This window comes from Streptomyces sp. NPDC002104, assembly GCF_053593795.1.
In genome coordinates, this window is the sequence record NZ_JBSFDF010000014.1 from 129209 (window position 1) to 144539 (window position 15331).

Sequence of the window (15331 nt, forward strand, 5' to 3'; positions counted from 1 at the left end):
AAGGTTCAGACCTCCAGTGCGGCGAGGCCGGGGAGCGTCTTGCCCTCGAGGTACTCGAGGGAGGCGCCGCCACCGGTCGAAATGTGGCCGAAAGCGTTCTCGTCGAAGCCGAGCGTGCGCACGGCGGCGGCCGAGTCGCCACCGCCGACGACGGTGAAGGCATCGCTGTCGACGAGGGCCTTCGCGATGGCGCTGGTGCCGCCGGCGTAGTCGGGGTGCTCGAAGACGCCCACGGGCCCGTTCCAGAACACGGTCTCGGCGTCGGCGATCTTGTCGGCGTACAGCTCGCGGGTCTTGGGGCCGATGTCCAGACCCTCCTGGTCGGCGGGGATCTTGTCCGCGTCGACGACGATGAAGTCGGCCGGGGCCTTGGTCTTCAGGTCCGGGAAGTCCGTGGAGGCGAGGATGTCGACCGGGAGGACCAGCTCGACGCCGTTCTTCTCGGCGCGCGCCATGTACTCCTTGACGACGTCCACCTGGTCCTTCTGGAGCAGGGAGATGCCGACCTCGTAGCCCTTGGCGTAGAGGAAGGTGTACGCCATGCCGCCGCCGATGAGGATGCGGTCGGCCTTGCCGAGCAGCTGGTCGATGACGGCGAGCTTGTCGGAGACCTTGGCGCCGCCGAGGATGACCACGTACGGGCGCTTGACCTCGGCGGTCAGCTTCTTCAGGACGCCGACCTCGGTGGCGATGAGGTAGCCGGCCGCGTGCGGGAGGCGCGCGGGGAGGTCGAAGACCGAGGCGTGCTTGCGGTGGACAGCGCCGAAGCCGTCGCCGACGTAGATGTCGGCCAGCTCGGCGAGCTGGTCCGCGAAGGCACCGCGCTCGGCGTCGTCCTTGGCGGTCTCACCGGCGTTGAAGCGCAGGTTCTCGATGACGGCGACCTGGCCGTCGGCGAGGGCCGCGACGGTCTCCTTGGCGGAGGCGCCGACGGTGTCGGTGGCGAACGCGACGTCCGTACCGAGCAGCTCGCCGAGGCGGGCGGCGGCGGGCGCCAGCGAGAAGGCCGGGTCCGGGGCACCCTTGGGGCGGCCCAGGTGCGAGGCCACGATCACGCGCGCGCCGGCCTCGGCGAGCTTCGCGATGGTGGGCTGCACGGCGCGGATGCGGCCGTCATCGGTGATCTCACCGTTCGAGAGCGGCACGTTGAGGTCGGCGCGTACGAAGACACGCTTGCCGGAAACGCCCTCGGCGAGAAGTTCGTCGATCGTCTTCATGCTGTTTTCTACTCCTTTTCCCAGCCCAGGACTTTACCCGTGCGGGACGAGAGGGGTACGAGGCATGCAACGGGGCCCGTACAGCGCTTCATCGCGCTGCCCGAGCCCCGGTGCTCACATCGTGGTGCCTGTCTTGGTGCTTAGAGCTGACCGCCGACGAACACGGTCAGGTCGACGAGGCGGTTGGAGTAGCCCCACTCGTTGTCGTACCAGCCGATGACCTTGACGCTCTTGCCCTGGACCATGGTCAGGGAGGAGTCGAAGGTGCAGGAGTACGGCCAGTTCACGATGTCGGAAGAGACGATCGCGTCCTCGGTGTAGTCCAGGATGCCCTTCAGCTGGCCCTGCGAGGCCTTCTGGAAGGCCGAGTTGACCTCGTCCTTGGTGACTTCGCGCTCGAGCTCGATGACGAGGTCGGTCACGGAACCGGTGGGGACCGGGACGCGCATCGCGATGCCGTCGAGCTTGCCCGCCAGCTCCGGGATGACCAGCGCGGTGGCCTTGGCGGCACCGGTGGTGGTCGGGATGATGTTCTCGGCGGCCGCGCGCGCCCGGCGCAGGTCCGAGTGCGGGAAGTCCAGGATGCGCTGGTCGTTCGTGTACGCGTGGACCGTCGTCATCATGCCCTTGACGATGCCGAAGTTCTCCAGGAGGACCTTGGCCATCGGCGCCACGCAGTTGGTGGTGCAGGAGGCGTTGGAGATGACGTGGTGGTTGGCCGCGTCGTACTTCTCCTGGTTGACGCCCATCACGATCGTGATGTCCTCGTCCTTGGCCGGAGCCGAGATGAGGACCTTCTTCGCGCCGGCCGCGATGTGCTTGGCGGCGTCGGCCTTCTTCGTGAAGATGCCGGTCGACTCGATGACGATGTCGGCGCCCAGCTCGCCCCAGGGGAGGTTCGCGGGGTCGCGCTCGGCAAAGGTCTTGAAGGTGTTGCCACCGACGGTGATGGTGTCGGCCGTGTGGCTGACATCGGCCTCGAGACGGCCCAGGATCGTGTCGTACTTGAGGAGGTGAACCAAGGTTGCGTTGTCAGTCAGGTCGTTGACACCGACGATCTCGATGTCCGCTCCCTGCTTCAGAAGCGCCCGGAAGTAGTTGCGGCCAATTCGGCCAAAACCATTGATGCCTACGCGGATCGTCACGAACCGATCTCCTCGTTGGTGCGCCGGCCTGTCCGCCAGCGAGCTGTATGGGATGTCCCCGACCGCTTACGACACTACCTCTCCGTGAGCTTTTGAGTGACATCGAGCATCGTCTGACACGCCCCGAAGCCCCGCACTCTCGGACGAGTACGGGACCTCGGGGACTTTGTGCCCGGTCACTCTCGGTGAGCGGCGACGGGGCGTCTGATCAGTGGTTCAGCGACCGGAGCGCCTTACCGACGAGTACGGCGCGGTCGGCCGCGGCCGGCACGTGTTCCAGGCCGAAGCCCAGGAGCACGGTGTCACGCGTAGTGACGGATGCGTAGGACTTGAACAGCTCGCCCGACCGGGACCAATCGCCCGGAACATCGGGGCTTCCGGCAGGTGCGCCCTGCGCGGTCCAGACACCGAAGGACGACTCGAATCCCTCGGCCGCCTGGTCGGTACCGCCGGTCGAGACGCGGGCCTCGTCCGCGAAGACGCCGCGGCCGCCCGAGCCCGGGTCGGTGATGTAGGCGAGGGAGACCTCGACGGTCTTGCCCGCGTAGGCGCTCAGGTCGAAGGAGACCTGCTTCCAGCCGCCCGAGGACCCGGTGAAGGAGTTCCACTGGCCGCTGGTGCCCGCGGGGGTGCAGCCGCCGGCGTCGAGGGTGAGGTAGCGGCGCAGGAACGGGTGGTCGTTGACGAAGAATCCGGCCCCGCATTCCTCCGGCACGGTGGTGGTGGTCTGGCCGCCCAGGTCGGGCAGGGTGGTCCAGTCGTCGCCGCCCGCGGTACGGGACTCCAGGACCGCGTGGTCGTAGCCCTCCTCGGTGTTCCAGTTCAGCGCCATCTTGAGCTTCGGCTGGTCGGCCGCGGTGACCTGGGTGAGGTCGATGGTGCGGGTGAGGCGCTTCCAGTCGTCGTCGTCGTGCGTGGCCGAGGCCATCTGGGCGCCGGCGTACGGGGCGTACGGGTTCACCACTCCGGCGTACTGGCCCGACTGCGCGCTCTTGAACTGCGGGAACTGCGCCGCCGGCAGGGTGTCGGAGGTGACCGTGTAGGAGCCCGGGCGGTCGAGCGGGTTGCCCGTGGCGTCGCCGAGGGCGCCCTTGGCCCCGGTCAGGGAGCCCGCGCCGGTGAAGCCGGTGGGGCCGGTGACCCCCGCGCGGCCGTAGGCGCCGAGGAAGTACTGGCTGAAGTCGTTGGTCACGGCGCGGCCGACCTGGGCGTTGCCGCCCGCCAGCTCACCGGCCTCGATCAGCTTGCCGCCCTCGTTGAGGAAGTCGCGTACCGCCAGCTGGGTGTCGCCGCCCGGGGACTTGGCCCCGGTGTAGTGGACGGCGGTACGGAAGTGGGACAGGACTCCGAGGTGGTGCGGGGCACCCTGGACGGCCACGTCCCAGACCGCCGCGCTCATGCCGTTGGCCTTCAGGGCGTCCACGTACTCCTGCGCGTGCTGCGCCGGGGCGCCCTCCTCGGCGATCACCAGCACGTCGGCGCGCGGGCGCGTCGCCACCGTGTAGGTGAAGTGCTCGCTGGAGACCTGCTTGCCGCGGTCGCGGCCGGTGAACCAGACCTCGACCTTGTCGCCGGGCTTCGCGTCCTCGACGTCGGCGCGGTACTCGTCGAACCAGTTGTTGTCGTCGCCGCCGTAGACCTCACCGCCCTTCCAGGCCCTGAGGTCCTCGTCGTGGGTGCGGCCGCCGTTGATGCGGTAGTTCAGCTCCTTGTCCTTCAGCGCCTTGCGGGCCGTGACGGAGACCTTCTGGTCCTCGCCGCGGGCCGCGTAGGAGGTGGTGAAGGGGTCCAGGGTGAAGTCCGCGGCGGTCAGGCCCAGGGAGGACTTCGGCTGGTCCGGGTGCTCGGCGCTCTCCGCGACGGAGAGTGCGAAGGGGATGTTCTTGGCGAACTCGCCCTGGATGAGCTTCTCGTCGTCCGGGAAGTTGAAGCCGGAGGCGCAGTCCTCGGGCTTCCACTGGTCGTCCGGGTCGACGGCGGAGGCCGTCTGGCAGGTGGTCATCTCCGGCGTGAACATCATGATGCCGTTGGCGTTGGCCGCCTGGCTGTCCGCTTCGCCGTTGGTGGTGTAGAGCTCCGAGGAGACCTGCGGGTAGTAGCCCGGGACGGCCGGGTTCTCCGGCGTGCCGGCGAGCGCCTTGTAGGCGATGTCGTCGGGGGTGGGGGTGGCCACCTGCCAGCCCACGCCGTAGAGGATCAGCTCGGCGGCGGAGTGGTAGTTGACGGCGTAGTCGAAGCCGATGCGCTTCTGGAATTTGTCGAGGGCCACCGTCTCGGGTTCGGAGGCGGCCTTCGCGCCGCGGTAGGTCTCGCTCGACTGGTTGGGCGAGGAGCCCTCGTTGTCGTAGCCCCACTTGTAGGCGAAGTTGCGGTTGAGGTCGACGCCGTCGACCGCGGTGATCTTGCCGTCGGCGTTGTTGTCGCGCAGGTTCTTGCGCCACAGCCGCTGGCCGTCGGGGGCGAAGGTGTAGTCGTAGCCGTCGGGGTTGGCGGAGAGCAGGAACCACAGCTCGGTGGAGTCCACCAGCTTGGTGATGCGCGGGTCCTTGCCGTAGTTGTCGAGGGTGTGGTGCATCAGCCGCCGGGTCATCTCGGGGGTGATCCACTCACGGGCGTGCTGGTTCGACATGAAGAGCGTGGAGGGCTTGTCGCCGTCCCTGGTCCTCTTGGCGTTCTTGGAGACCTTCAGGGCGAGGATGTCCTTGCCCTGGACGGTCTTGCCGATGGAGACGACCTTGGTGAGGCCCGGGTTCTCCTGGGCGGTGCGCAGGATCTCCTCCTGGAGCCCGCCCTTGCCGCTGTACGGGCGGAAGACCCCGTCGCCGGCCGCCAGTGTGCGGGCCGCGGCCTTGGCCCCGACCTTGCGTTCGGCGAGCTTGATCCCCTGGGCCGACAGCTCCTTGGCCTGCCCGCCGGTGAGGAAGAGCTCGACCTTGGCGGTCCCGGTCTCCGGGGCTCGTTCGGAGAGCTCGTGCGCGTCCTGGCCGGCCGCGAGGACCAGCGGGACCTGCTCCTTGGTGATGTCGGCGTCGTAGACCCGTACCTCGTCGGCGGCGGACCGGTCGGCCGTACCCGGCTGGGCCTGGGCCGCTGCGGGTAGTGCGGCCAGTGTGGTGCCGAAGACGAGTGCGCTTGCGGCGAGGATCGATCTCGCGCGGTGCCTCATGTGCCCCCCTGGGCGTCGTCTGCCACGAAAGCTTCGGACGACAGGCTCACGACCAGCCCATGCTCATGTCAATGGGGCACACCGGAAAGGGGCTCGCACGAGTGAGCGTGCGAGCCCCTTGCGGCGCTGCTTTTCGCGTGCGGCTCCCCCGCTCAGCCGGCCATGTTGTCGGCCAGCTCCTCGCTGTCGCTGAGGTCGAGGTTCGACTCGGTGCCCGGGATCCCGAGGTCCTGGGCCCGCTTGTCGGCCATCGCCAGCAGGCGGCGGATGCGGCCCGCGACCGCGTCCTTGGTCAGCGGCGGGTCGGCGAGCGCGCCCAGCTCCTCCAGGGAGGCCTGCTTGTGCTCCATGCGCAGCCGGCCGGCGGCCGCGAGGTGCTCGGGGACCTCCTCGGCGAGGATCTCCAGGGCCCGCTGGACCCGCGCTCCGGCGGCCACCGCGGCCCGCGCCGAGCGGCGCAGGTTGGCGTCGTCGAAGTTGGCCAGGCGGTTGGCGGTGGCGCGCACCTCGCGCCGCATCCGCCGCTCCTCCCACTGCAGCACCGAGTCGTGGGCGCCGAGCCGGGTCAGCAGGGCGCCGATGGCGTCCCCGTCCCGTACGACGACCCGGTCCACGCCGCGGACCTCGCGGGCCTTCGCGGCGATGGAGAGCCGGCGGGCGGCGCCCACCAGGGCCAGGGCGGCCTCCGGGCCGGGGCAGGTGACCTCCAGGGAGGAGGAGCGCCCCGGCTCGGTCAGCGAGCCGTGGGCCAGGAAGGCCCCGCGCCAGGCCGCCTCGGCGTCACAGGTGGCCCCGGAGACCACCTGCGGGGGGAGACCCCGGATCGGACGGCCGCGGCCGTCCACGAGGCCCGTCTGGCGGGCGAGCTGGTCACCGCCGGCGACCACGCGGACCACGTACCGGTTGCCGCGGCGCAGGCCGCCCGGAGCCATGATCACGAGATCCGAGGAGTGCCCGAAGATCTCCAGAATGTCCTTGCGCAGGCGGCGGGCCGAGATCCCCGCGTCCAGTTCCGCCTCGATGACGATCCGGCCGCTCACCAGGTGCAACCCGCCCGCGAACCGAAGGATCGCCGAGACCTCCGCCTTCCTGCAGCAGGTGCGGGTGACGGGCAGGCGGGCGATCTCATCCTTCACCGCGGGCGTCATCGCCATGGGCCGATCCTTCCATGCATCCGAAAAATACGGTCGTACGCGGCGGCCAGCAGCTCCGGATCGTGCTTCGGAGAGCCGTCCAGCCGGGCGACCGGCGCCAGCTCGACCGCGGCGCCGAACCGTTTTGCGGCATCGGCGAGGGACTCGCGATCGGGCACGGCAGCCTGATCGGCCAGCACCACGTCCAGGGCGAGTTTAGGGGCGTGTCGGGCCAAAACCTCCAAATGACGCTGCGGAGAGAAGCCCTCTGTTTCGCCGGGTTGTGGTGCGAGGTTCAGCGAGAGCACCCTGCGGGCCTTCGTCTCGACCAGCGCGTCGAGCAGTTCGGGCACCAGCAGGTGCGGGATCACCGAGGAGAACCAGGACCCCGGACCGAGCACGACCCAGTCCGCGTCGAGCACCGCCGCGACGGCTTCGGGCACCGCCGGCGGGTCGCTCGGCACCACCTGTACGGACAGCACCTCGCCGGGGGTCAGCGCCACGGTGGCCTGCCCCCGTACGGTGTCCACGTCCTCGGGGCGGGCCGGATCGTGGCCCTTGACGAGGGCCTGGAGCTCCAGCGGGACCGCCGACATCGGCAGCACCCGGCCCTGGGCGCCGAGCAGCTTGCCGACGAGGTCCAGGGCCTGCACGTGGTCGCCCAGCTGTTCCCACAGGGCGACGATCAGCAGATTGCCGACCGCGTGCTCGTGCAGGTCGCCCTGGGACTGGAACCGGTGCTGGATGACCCGCGCCCAGGTCTGGCCCCAGTCGTCGTCACCGCACAGCGCGGCCAGCGCCTTGCGCAGGTCCCCGGGAGGCAGGACGCCGAGCTCCTCGCGGAGCCTGCCGCTGGAGCCGCCGTCGTCGGCGACGGTGACGACGGCGGTCAGCTCGCCCGTGATCCGGCGCAGGGCGGTCAGCGAGGCCGAGAGGCCCATCCCGCCGCCCAGCGCCACGACCTTGGGCGCGGCCACCTCGGCGGACTCGCCCCGGCGCAGGCCCGTGCGGCCCGCGCCGTCCTCGCCCTTGCCGGTGGTGAGGCGCCGCAGGCGGCGCAGCCGCATGGTACGTCCGGTCACTCGCGCCCCATGTCCCTGTGGACGACGACGGTCTCGACTCCCTCGGAGGCGAGGCGGGCGGCGAGCTTCTCCGACATGGCCACGCTGCGGTGCTTGCCGCCGGTGCAGCCGACCGCGATGGTCACGTACCGCTTGCCCTCGCGGCGGTAGCCGGTGGCGATGAGCTGGAGCAGCTCGGTGTAGCGGTCGAGGAACTCCTTGGCGCCGGGCTGGCTGAAGACGTAGCCCGACACCTCCTCGTTCAGGCCGGTGAAGGGGCGCAGCTCCGGGACCCAGTGCGGGTTGGGGATGAAGCGGCAGTCGACGACGAGGTCGGCGTCGACGGGGAGCCCGTACTTGTAGCCGAAGGACATGACGGTGGCCCGCAGCTCGGGCTCCTCGTCCCCGGCGAACTGGGCGTCCATCTTGGCGCGCAGCTCGTGCACGTTCAGGCTGGAGGTGTCGATGACGAGGTCGGCGTCGCCGCGCAGCTCGCGCAGCAGGTCGCGCTCGGCGGCGATGCCGTCGACGATGCGGCCGTCGCCCTGGAGCGGGTGCGGGCGGCGGACCGACTCGAAGCGGCGCACCAGGGCGTCGTCCGAGGACTCCAGGAAGACGATCCGCCGGGTGACCCCGCGGGTCTCCAGGTCGGCGAGGGATTCGCGCAGCGCGTCGAAGAACTGGCGGCCCCGGACGTCGACGACGACGGCGATGCGCGCCACGTTGCCCTGCGAGCGGGCGCCGAGTTCCACCATGGTGGTGATCAGCGCGGGCGGGAGGTTGTCGACGACGAACCAGCCGAGGTCCTCCAGGCACTTGGCCGCCGTACTGCGGCCGGCCCCGGACATACCGGAGATGATCACCAGCTCGGGGATGGCCGCCTCGGCGGTATCTCCGGGCTCCACTGTCGTGCCCGTACTCACCTGTGCTCCGTCTCGGTCGTACTCGGATGCGATGTCTGCGACGCCACTTCCGGGATCCTGCTCGGATCCTCGGTCGTGCCGGGTCTCGCGCTCGGTCATTGCTCGGTCCCCCGATCGGATGCTGCTCCCGCGGACGCGGGGGTCTCATCCTCAATGATCTCCCCGGTCGCCGTATTGACGGCGGGACCGGCGGGAACCGCCTGGGCGAGGGCCACGGCCACGGTCTCGGCCGTCTTGCGGCCTATGCCCGGGACCTCGCAGATCTGGTCGATTGTCGCCTGTCTCAGCTTTTTCACCGAACCGAAGTGCTTGATCAGGGCCAGTCTGCGGCTCTCGCCGAGCCCGGGGACCTCGTCGAGGGGCCCGGCCTTCAGGCGCTTGCCGCGCTTGTTGCGCTGGTACTGGATGGCGAACCGGTGGGCTTCGTCACGGACCCGCTGGAGCAGGTACAGGCCCTCGCTGCTGCGGGGCAGCACCACCGGGTCGTCCTCCCCGGGCAGCCAGACCTCCTCCAGGCGCTTGGCGAGGCCGCACACGGCGACGTCGTCGATCCCCAGCTCCTCCAGGGCCCGCTTGGCGGCGGCCACCTGCGGCTGACCGCCGTCGACCACGACGAGCTGAGGCGGGTACGCGAAACGCTTGGGGCGTCCGTCGTCCTCGGGCGTGTCGCGGTCGACCTCCCCGCCGGCGGCGGGCCCGGGGGAGCCGGCGGATTCCGCGGACTCGGGAAACTCCGAGGATTCGGAGGATTCGGAGGGTTCCGAGGATTCGGGTGACCACTCCCCCGTCTTGAGCTTCTCCTGGAGATAGCGGCGAAAGCGCCGGGAGACGACCTCGTGCATGGAGCGGACGTCGTCCTGCCCCTCGAAGGACTTGATCTGGAAGCGCCGGTACTCGCCCTTGCGCGCGAGCCCGTCCTCGAAGACGACCATCGAGGCCACGACGTCGTCGCCCTGGAGGTGGGAGATGTCGAAGCACTCGATGCGCAGCGGCGCGCCGTCCAGGTCCAGGGCCTCGGCGATCTCCTCCAGGGCCCGCGAGCGGGTGGTGAGGTCGGCGGCACGCTTGGTCTTGTGCAGGGCCAGGGACTGCTGGGCGTTGCGGTGGACGGTCTCCATCAGCGCCTTCTTGTCCCCGCGCTGCGGGATGCGCAGGCTCACCTGCGAACCGCGCCGCTCGGCGAGCCACTGGCTCAGCGCCGGGGTGTCCTCGGGGAGCGCCGGGACCAGCACCTCCTTGGGGACGGCCTCGCCCGTCTCCTCCCCGTAGAGCTGCTGGAGGGCGTGCTCGACGAGCCCGGCGGTGTCCACGGCCTCGACCTTGTCGGTGACCCAGCCGCGCTGGCCCCGGACCCGGCCGCCGCGGACGTGGAAGATCTGCACCGCCGCCTCGAGCTCGTCCTCGGCGACCGCGAACAGGTCCGCGTCGGTGGCGTCGGCGAGCACGACCGCGTTCTTCTCCATGGCCCGGCGCAGGGCCCCTATGTCGTCGCGCAGCCGGGCGGCCTTCTCGTACTCCATCTCCTCCGCGGCCTCGTGCATCTGCTGTTCGAGGCGGGTGAGGTAGGTGCCGGTGCGGCCGGCCATGAAGTCGCAGAAGTCCTCGGCGAGTTCGCGGTGCTCCTCGGGGGTGACCCGGCCGACGCAGGGCGCGGAGCACTTGCCGATGTAACCGAGCAGGCAGGGGCGGCCGATCTGGGCGGACCGCTTGAACACCCCGGCGGAGCAGGTGCGGACGGGGAAGACCCGGAGCATCAGGTCGACGGTCTCGCGGATGGCCCAGGCGTGCCCGTACGGGCCGAAGTAGCGCACGCCCTTCTTCTTGGGGCCGCGCATGACCTGGACGCGCGGGTAGTCCTCGTTCAGGGTGACGGCGAGGGAGGGGTAGCTCTTGTCGTCCCGGTACTTGACGTTGAACCGGGGGTCGAACTCCTTGATCCAGGAGTATTCGAGCTGGAGCGCCTCGACCTCGGTGGACACCACGGTCCACTCGACGGAGGCGGCCGTGGTCACCATGGTGGCGGTGCGCGGGTGCAGCCCGGAGAGGTCCTGGAAATAGCTGGCCAGCCGCTGGCGCAGGCTCTTGGCCTTCCCGACGTAGATCACCCGGCGGTGCTCGTCACGGAATTTGTAGACCCCCGGGGAGTCGGGAACCTGTCCCGGCTTGGGGCGGTAGCTGGAAGGGTCGGCCATGCCAACCACCCTACTGTCGCCCGCCGACAAGCGGGCCCCGGCCCCGCGGGGCCCCGGCCGCACGGCAGGGCCCGGCCGCCCGGCAGGCGGCCGGGAGGCCGGACCCCCTCGGGTGGCTACGCCCGCACCACCCGCTGCCGCCGGGCGCGCCGCGCGGCCACCGCGCCGGCCGCGCCCAGCGCCAGAGCCACGGCTCCGGCGGTCATCGGGAGCCCGGCGGAGGCGGAGCCGGGGGCTTGCGCGGCCGTGACCGTCTCCGGGGCGGTCTCCGGGGCCGTGGCTTCCGTGGGGGCGAAGCCACCGGCCTTCCCGGACTTGCCGTAGGCGGATCCGGGGAGCTTGTCCGCGTAGGCCTTCACGACCCGCGTCCGGTAGGCGGCCAGGCTCGTGCCCCGCGCGCCGACGGCGGTGGCGGCGTCCTCGTCCAGGGGCAGCACCCGGTCGCCGCCGGCCACGTACCAGGCGTCGATCTGCGGTTCGCGGAACACGGTCCCGCCGGGGAGTTTCGCCGCGCCGAGCGCGGCGTAGCGGAACTCGTCGTCGCCGGTGGCGATGTTCACCACCTGCCAGCCCGCTTCGGTCTTCGCGGTCCACAGGGCCGCCTGCTGTCCGTCCGAGGAGACGGCCTTGCTGGCGAGGAACTCCAGCCGGGCCACGCCCGCGCCCGCCTTCCCCGCGACGAAGTCCGGGGAGAGGTAGTGCACGGGAACGGTCGCGCCCTCGATGCGGGGCCGCGCGGCGGCGAGGGAGACCTTGCCCTCGCGGGCGAAGAAGCGGGACAGGGTGGCGAGGGTGTCGGGGGCCGCCGCCGTCCGCCCGGCGGCGGCGAGGTTCTCGGCGGTGGCCGTCTGGGGCTGCGGTACGGGCGCCGCGGACGCCTGGGCGGGGGCCAGGGCCAGTACGGCGGTCGCGGCGACGGCCGCGGCGGCGAGACGGCCGTTCATGACGAGGGGAGCCATGGGATCACGCCCCGATCCGGTAGAGCGAGTGGGTCCAGGAGAAGGTGCTGTTGTCCACGTACCAGGCGTGCGAGGCCCAGTTGTAGCGGTCGCTGGAGGGCCACGGGTCTCCCCAGTACACCCAGCTGTTCGCGGTGTCGTAGCCGTAGATCACGTGCATGTGGCCGCCGCCGTTGGACCACTGGATGCGGGTCTCGACCGGGCGGTTGGCATTGATCTCGGTCTGGACGGTGGAGTACTGGAGCCAGCCGGTCACGTAGGAGCCGGAGTTGATGCCGGCCCAGCGCAGGGCGGTCTGCACGTTGGCCAGGTTGGCCTGGTTGTTGGGGCAGTCGTAGCCCTGCTGGCGGTTGAAGGCAGCGTTGCAGAACTGGTTCTGGCTGTAGGTGCGGCCGAACCAGGTGGCGATGGTGTTGCCCGAGGCGGCCCAGCACCAGTTGGTCTTCTGTTGCGCCTGCATGGTGATGTTCAGCCGCTTGGACGCCAGCGCCGAGTCCGAGTTCGCGGCGGGAGCGGCGGCGGGTGCGGCTGCGGCTGCGGATGAGACGGCGGTCGTGGTGCCCGTACCGGCGGCGGTGGCGGCATGGGTGGGCAGGGTGAGCAGGGCGGTGAGCAGGGCGGTGAGGAAGGCGGCCAGGGTGAGCCGCCGGTTTCTGTTGCGCATCGCGTTCCTCCCGATGGGGGGAGTGGGGGTGGAGGAGCGCGTCCGGACGCTGAGGAGGAGCATCGGGGTGTTGTCGGGAACAGGTCAACACGCTTCAATACGGCGTGACATCGCGGTGTGAACGGTGGGGCCGGCGTGTGAACGTCCGCCGTCACCCCACCTGGACCCACCGGGACCACGGGCACCACCCGCCGGACCGCCCGGACCCCCGTCGCGTGAACGTTCACAGGAGGAGCCGCCATGCCATCGAGCCCGAACGGCACCTTCTCGGACAGCGCCGCGCCGGGCGCCGCGCCGCCGGACGGCGTCCCCCGTGACGGAGTCCCTTCGGGCGGCCCCCCTCCGGACCGTGCCCGCACGGACGGCGCCCTGGACCTGCCGCACCTGCTGCGGGACGGCCCCTTCCACCTCGCGCTCCGCGCCGCCCTCGCCGCCCGCGGCCTGCCCCTGCACCGGGTGCAGCACCGGCTCGCCGCCCGGGGCATCAAGCTCGGGGTGACCAGCCTCAGTTACTGGCAGCAGGGGGCCCGGCGGCCGGGCCGCCCCGAGTCGCTGAAGGCCGTACGGGCCCTGGAGCAGATCCTGGAACTGCCCGGGGGCGCCCTGCTGCGGCTGCTGGCCGCGCCGGATCCCGCCGCCCCGGGCACGGCCCGGCCGCCGGCGCGTTCGTACCGGGCGCTGTTCAGCGTGGGCGCCACCGTGGAGGGGCTGCTGGCCGGCATGGAACTGCCGGTGGACGGCGGCCTGCACACCGTCGGCCACCACGAGCGGGTGTGGATCGGGCCCGCCGGGGAACTGCTCGGCCGCGAATCGCAGCACGTCGTACGGGCCCACCGCGACGGGGTCGACCGGTACGTCGCGGTGCACCACGGCGACCCGGGCTGCGATCCGCAGCGGATCCGGGTCCGGGCCGACGAGAACTGCCGGACCGGGCGGATCCGCCGCCACCCCGCATCCGAGCTGGTCGTCGCCGAGCTGCTCTTCGACGCCCGGCTGCGCGCCGGGGACACCTACGTCTTCGGCTACGGCTTCGAGGACGGCACGGCCGGGCGCAGCACCGAGTACGTGCGCGGCTTCAGCTACACCGGCGGGCAGTACGTGCTCCAGGTCCGCTTCGACGAGGCCGCGCTGCCGGTGCGCTGCCGCCGCTTCACGCGCAGCGGGCCGGACGCCCCGCGCGGGCGGCTCGTGGACCTGAACCCGAGCGGGCCGCACCGGGCCGTGCACCTGGTGGAGCAGGGGGTGCGGCGCGGGATCCTGGGGATCGGGTGGGACTGGGAGTGAGCGCCGGTGCGGCGCTCCAGGCCGTCAGCCTCTCAGCCCCTTAGCCCGTTAGCCCGTTAGCCCCTCAGCCCCTCAGCCCGCGACGAGCTTGCCGTCCTGGACCTTGACCGGGACCTCCGGCAGCGGCTCGGCGGCCGGGCCGCGCAGCACCTTGCCCGTGGTCACGTCGAAGCGGCTGCCGTGGCAGGGGCAGTTGCCCTCCCCTTCGGCAATCTTGTCCAGGACGCAGCCGGCGTGCGTGCACTGGGCGCTGAAGGCCTTGTACTGGCCGGCCTCCGCGCAGCTGACCACGAGCTTCTGCTCCCGGAACAGCTTCGCGCCGCCGACCGGGACCTCGGCCGCCGCACCCAGTTCGACGGGCTGGGCGGGGACCGCCGGGGAGCCGGAGCCGCTGTTGGTCCCGGTGGAGCAGGCGGTGAGCGCGGCACCGCCGCCGACGGCTCCGGCGATCGCGGCGGCGCCCTTGAGGACGGTACGGCGGGCAGCGGGCTGCGAGGCGGACATGCGGTGCTCCTGGAGTGAGGATGCGGCGGGCCGGATTCTGCCCCCCGGGCCCTGGCGGGCCCACCCGACGATACCCGCGCCCGATGGGGTAGCTTCCCCCGCGTGATCGTCGTCGGTGGAGAAGCCCTGATCGACCTGGTGCCCGTCGCACAGCCGCCGGGCGCCCTGCTGCCGCGGCCCGGCGGCGGACCGTACAACACCGCGCTCGCGCTGGGCCGGCTCGGCGCCCCGGTCGCCTTCTGCTCCCGGATCTCGACGGACGGCTTCGGGGTCTCGCTGCTCGACGGGCTGCGCGCGGCCGGGGTGGACCTCTCGCTGGTCCAGCGCGGGCCGGAGCCGACGACGCTGGCGGTGCCCTCGCTGGCACCGGACGGCTCGGCGGCGTACGGGTTCTACGTCGAGGGCACGGCCGACCGGCTGTTCCGGCTGCCGCCCGCGCTCCCGGAGGGGGTACGGGCCCTCGCGCTCGGCACCTGTTCCCTGGTGCTGGAGCCCGGGGCGAGCGCCTACGAGGCCCTGCTGCGCAGGGAGTCCGGGCGCGGGCTGCTGACCCTGCTCGACCCCAACATCCGCCCGGCGCTGATCTCCGATCCGGCGGCCTACCGGGCCCGCTTCCTGTCCTGGCTGCCGTACGTCGGCGTGCTCAAGCTGTCGGAGGAGGACGCGGCGTGGCTGGGCGGCCGCCCCGGGGACTGGCTGGCGGCGGGCCCGTCGGCGGTGGTGCTCACCCGGGGCGCGGGCGGCCTCACGGTGTGGACCCGGGAGGGCGCGGAGCACTCGGTGGCGGCCCGCCGGGTCGCGGTGGTGGACACCATCGGCGCGGGCGACACCGTGAACGCGGCCCTGCTGCACCGGCTCGCGGGCGGCGCCGGAGGCCCGGGCGCGGGCGGCGCCGGAGGCCCGGGCGCGGGCGGCGCCGGAGGCCCGGGCGCGGGCGGCCCGGGGCCGGTGGACTGGCCCGGGGTGCTGTCCTACGCCGCCGCGGCGGCGGCGCTGACCTGCACCCGGGCGGGCGCGGAGCCTCCTTACGCCGCCGAGCTCAGCGCCGGGCGGCCCACACCGTAGAGGCCACGGCGGGGGCGA

At 71.8% G+C, this 15331-nt stretch carries 12 protein-coding genes; 2 read left to right on the forward strand and 10 right to left on the reverse strand.

Going from position 1 to position 15331, the window contains the following annotated elements:
• Positions 1–5: 5 nt before the first annotated feature.
• The 9 genes from ACWCP2_RS15445 to ACWCP2_RS15485 all read right to left on the reverse strand — a co-directional run bounded on the left by ACWCP2_RS15445 (position 6) and on the right by ACWCP2_RS15485 (position 12460).
• Positions 6–1217, reverse strand: coding sequence for a phosphoglycerate kinase (locus tag ACWCP2_RS15445; protein ID WP_450909068.1), 1212 nt, complete (start codon positions 1215–1217; stop codon positions 6–8).
• A gap of 140 nt (positions 1218–1357) precedes the next feature.
• The gene (gap, locus tag ACWCP2_RS15450; protein WP_450909069.1) at positions 1358–2362 is read right to left on the reverse strand and encodes a type I glyceraldehyde-3-phosphate dehydrogenase; all 1005 of its coding nucleotides are present in this window, start codon (positions 2360–2362) and stop codon (positions 1358–1360) included.
• Positions 2363–2570: 208 nt separating this feature from the next.
• Positions 2571–5528: a M14 family zinc carboxypeptidase gene (locus ACWCP2_RS15455; RefSeq protein ID WP_450909070.1), complete on the reverse strand. Its 2958-nt coding sequence runs from the start codon at positions 5526–5528 to the stop codon at positions 2571–2573.
• Positions 5529–5680: 152 nt separating this feature from the next.
• Positions 5681–6682, reverse strand: coding sequence for a DNA-binding protein WhiA (gene whiA / locus ACWCP2_RS15460; RefSeq protein WP_450909071.1), 1002 nt, complete (start codon positions 6680–6682; stop codon positions 5681–5683).
• On the reverse strand, positions 6673–7743 hold the full coding sequence (locus tag ACWCP2_RS15465) for a gluconeogenesis factor YvcK family protein (RefSeq protein WP_450909072.1): 1071 nt from the start codon (positions 7741–7743) through the stop codon (positions 6673–6675). Before ACWCP2_RS15465 ends, whiA begins: the two co-directional genes overlap by 10 nt.
• Entirely contained in the window at positions 7740–8744 is a 1005-nt protein-coding gene (gene rapZ, locus ACWCP2_RS15470; protein WP_450909073.1) for an RNase adapter RapZ, read from the reverse strand. Before rapZ ends, ACWCP2_RS15465 begins: the two co-directional genes overlap by 4 nt.
• Complete coding sequence (gene uvrC / locus ACWCP2_RS15475; protein WP_450909074.1) at positions 8741–10837, reverse strand: excinuclease ABC subunit UvrC; 2097 nt, start codon at positions 10835–10837, stop codon at positions 8741–8743. Before uvrC ends, rapZ begins: the two co-directional genes overlap by 4 nt.
• A gap of 116 nt (positions 10838–10953) precedes the next feature.
• The gene (locus tag ACWCP2_RS15480; RefSeq protein WP_450909075.1) at positions 10954–11796 is read right to left on the reverse strand and encodes a hypothetical protein; all 843 of its coding nucleotides are present in this window, start codon (positions 11794–11796) and stop codon (positions 10954–10956) included.
• A gap of 4 nt (positions 11797–11800) precedes the next feature.
• Positions 11801–12460 carry a papain-like cysteine protease family protein gene (locus ACWCP2_RS15485; RefSeq protein WP_450909076.1) on the reverse strand — a complete coding sequence of 220 codons (660 nt, stop codon included), beginning with the start codon at positions 12458–12460 and terminating at the stop codon, positions 11801–11803.
• 240 nt (positions 12461–12700) lie between these two features.
• On the opposite strand from ACWCP2_RS15485, the gene ACWCP2_RS15490 reads away from it, so the two are divergent.
• A complete protein-coding gene (locus ACWCP2_RS15490; protein ID WP_450909077.1) occupies positions 12701–13744 on the forward strand; it encodes a hypothetical protein in 1044 nt (347 codons plus the stop codon).
• Between the two features lie 72 nt (positions 13745–13816).
• Here ACWCP2_RS15490 and ACWCP2_RS15495 read toward each other — a convergent pair whose 3' ends face one another.
• Positions 13817–14248, reverse strand: coding sequence for a Rieske (2Fe-2S) protein (locus tag ACWCP2_RS15495; protein WP_450909078.1), 432 nt, complete (start codon positions 14246–14248; stop codon positions 13817–13819).
• A gap of 102 nt (positions 14249–14350) precedes the next feature.
• Here ACWCP2_RS15495 and ACWCP2_RS15500 point away from each other — a divergent pair, with 102 nt between their 5' ends.
• Positions 14351–15313 (forward strand): carbohydrate kinase family protein, encoded by a 963-nt coding sequence (locus ACWCP2_RS15500; protein WP_450909079.1) that lies wholly within the window; start codon positions 14351–14353, stop codon positions 15311–15313.
• Positions 15314–15331: the final 18 nt, after the last annotated feature.

Bases quoted from the DNA above. Each gene is read 5' to 3' on its own strand.
- ACWCP2_RS15445 (WP_450909068.1), bottom strand. From the start codon at position 1,217: ATGAAGACGATCGACGAACTTCTCGCCGAGGGCGTTTCCGGCAAGCGT.
- ACWCP2_RS15455 (WP_450909070.1), bottom strand. From the start codon at position 5,528: ATGAGGCACCGCGCGAGATCGATCCTCGCCGCAAGCGCACTCGTCTTC.
- whiA (WP_450909071.1), bottom strand. From the start codon at position 6,682: ATGGCGATGACGCCCGCGGTGAAGGATGAGATCGCCCGCCTGCCCGTC.
- rapZ (WP_450909073.1), bottom strand. From the start codon at position 8,744: ATGACCGAGCGCGAGACCCGGCACGACCGAGGATCCGAGCAGGATCCC.
- uvrC (WP_450909074.1), bottom strand. From the start codon at position 10,837: ATGGCCGACCCTTCCAGCTACCGCCCCAAGCCGGGACAGGTTCCCGAC.
- ACWCP2_RS15480 (WP_450909075.1), bottom strand. From the start codon at position 11,796: ATGGCTCCCCTCGTCATGAACGGCCGTCTCGCCGCCGCGGCCGTCGCC.
- ACWCP2_RS15485 (WP_450909076.1), bottom strand. From the start codon at position 12,460: ATGCGCAACAGAAACCGGCGGCTCACCCTGGCCGCCTTCCTCACCGCC.
- ACWCP2_RS15490 (WP_450909077.1), top strand. From the start codon at position 12,701: ATGCCATCGAGCCCGAACGGCACCTTCTCGGACAGCGCCGCGCCGGGC.
- ACWCP2_RS15495 (WP_450909078.1), bottom strand. From the start codon at position 14,248: ATGTCCGCCTCGCAGCCCGCTGCCCGCCGTACCGTCCTCAAGGGCGCC.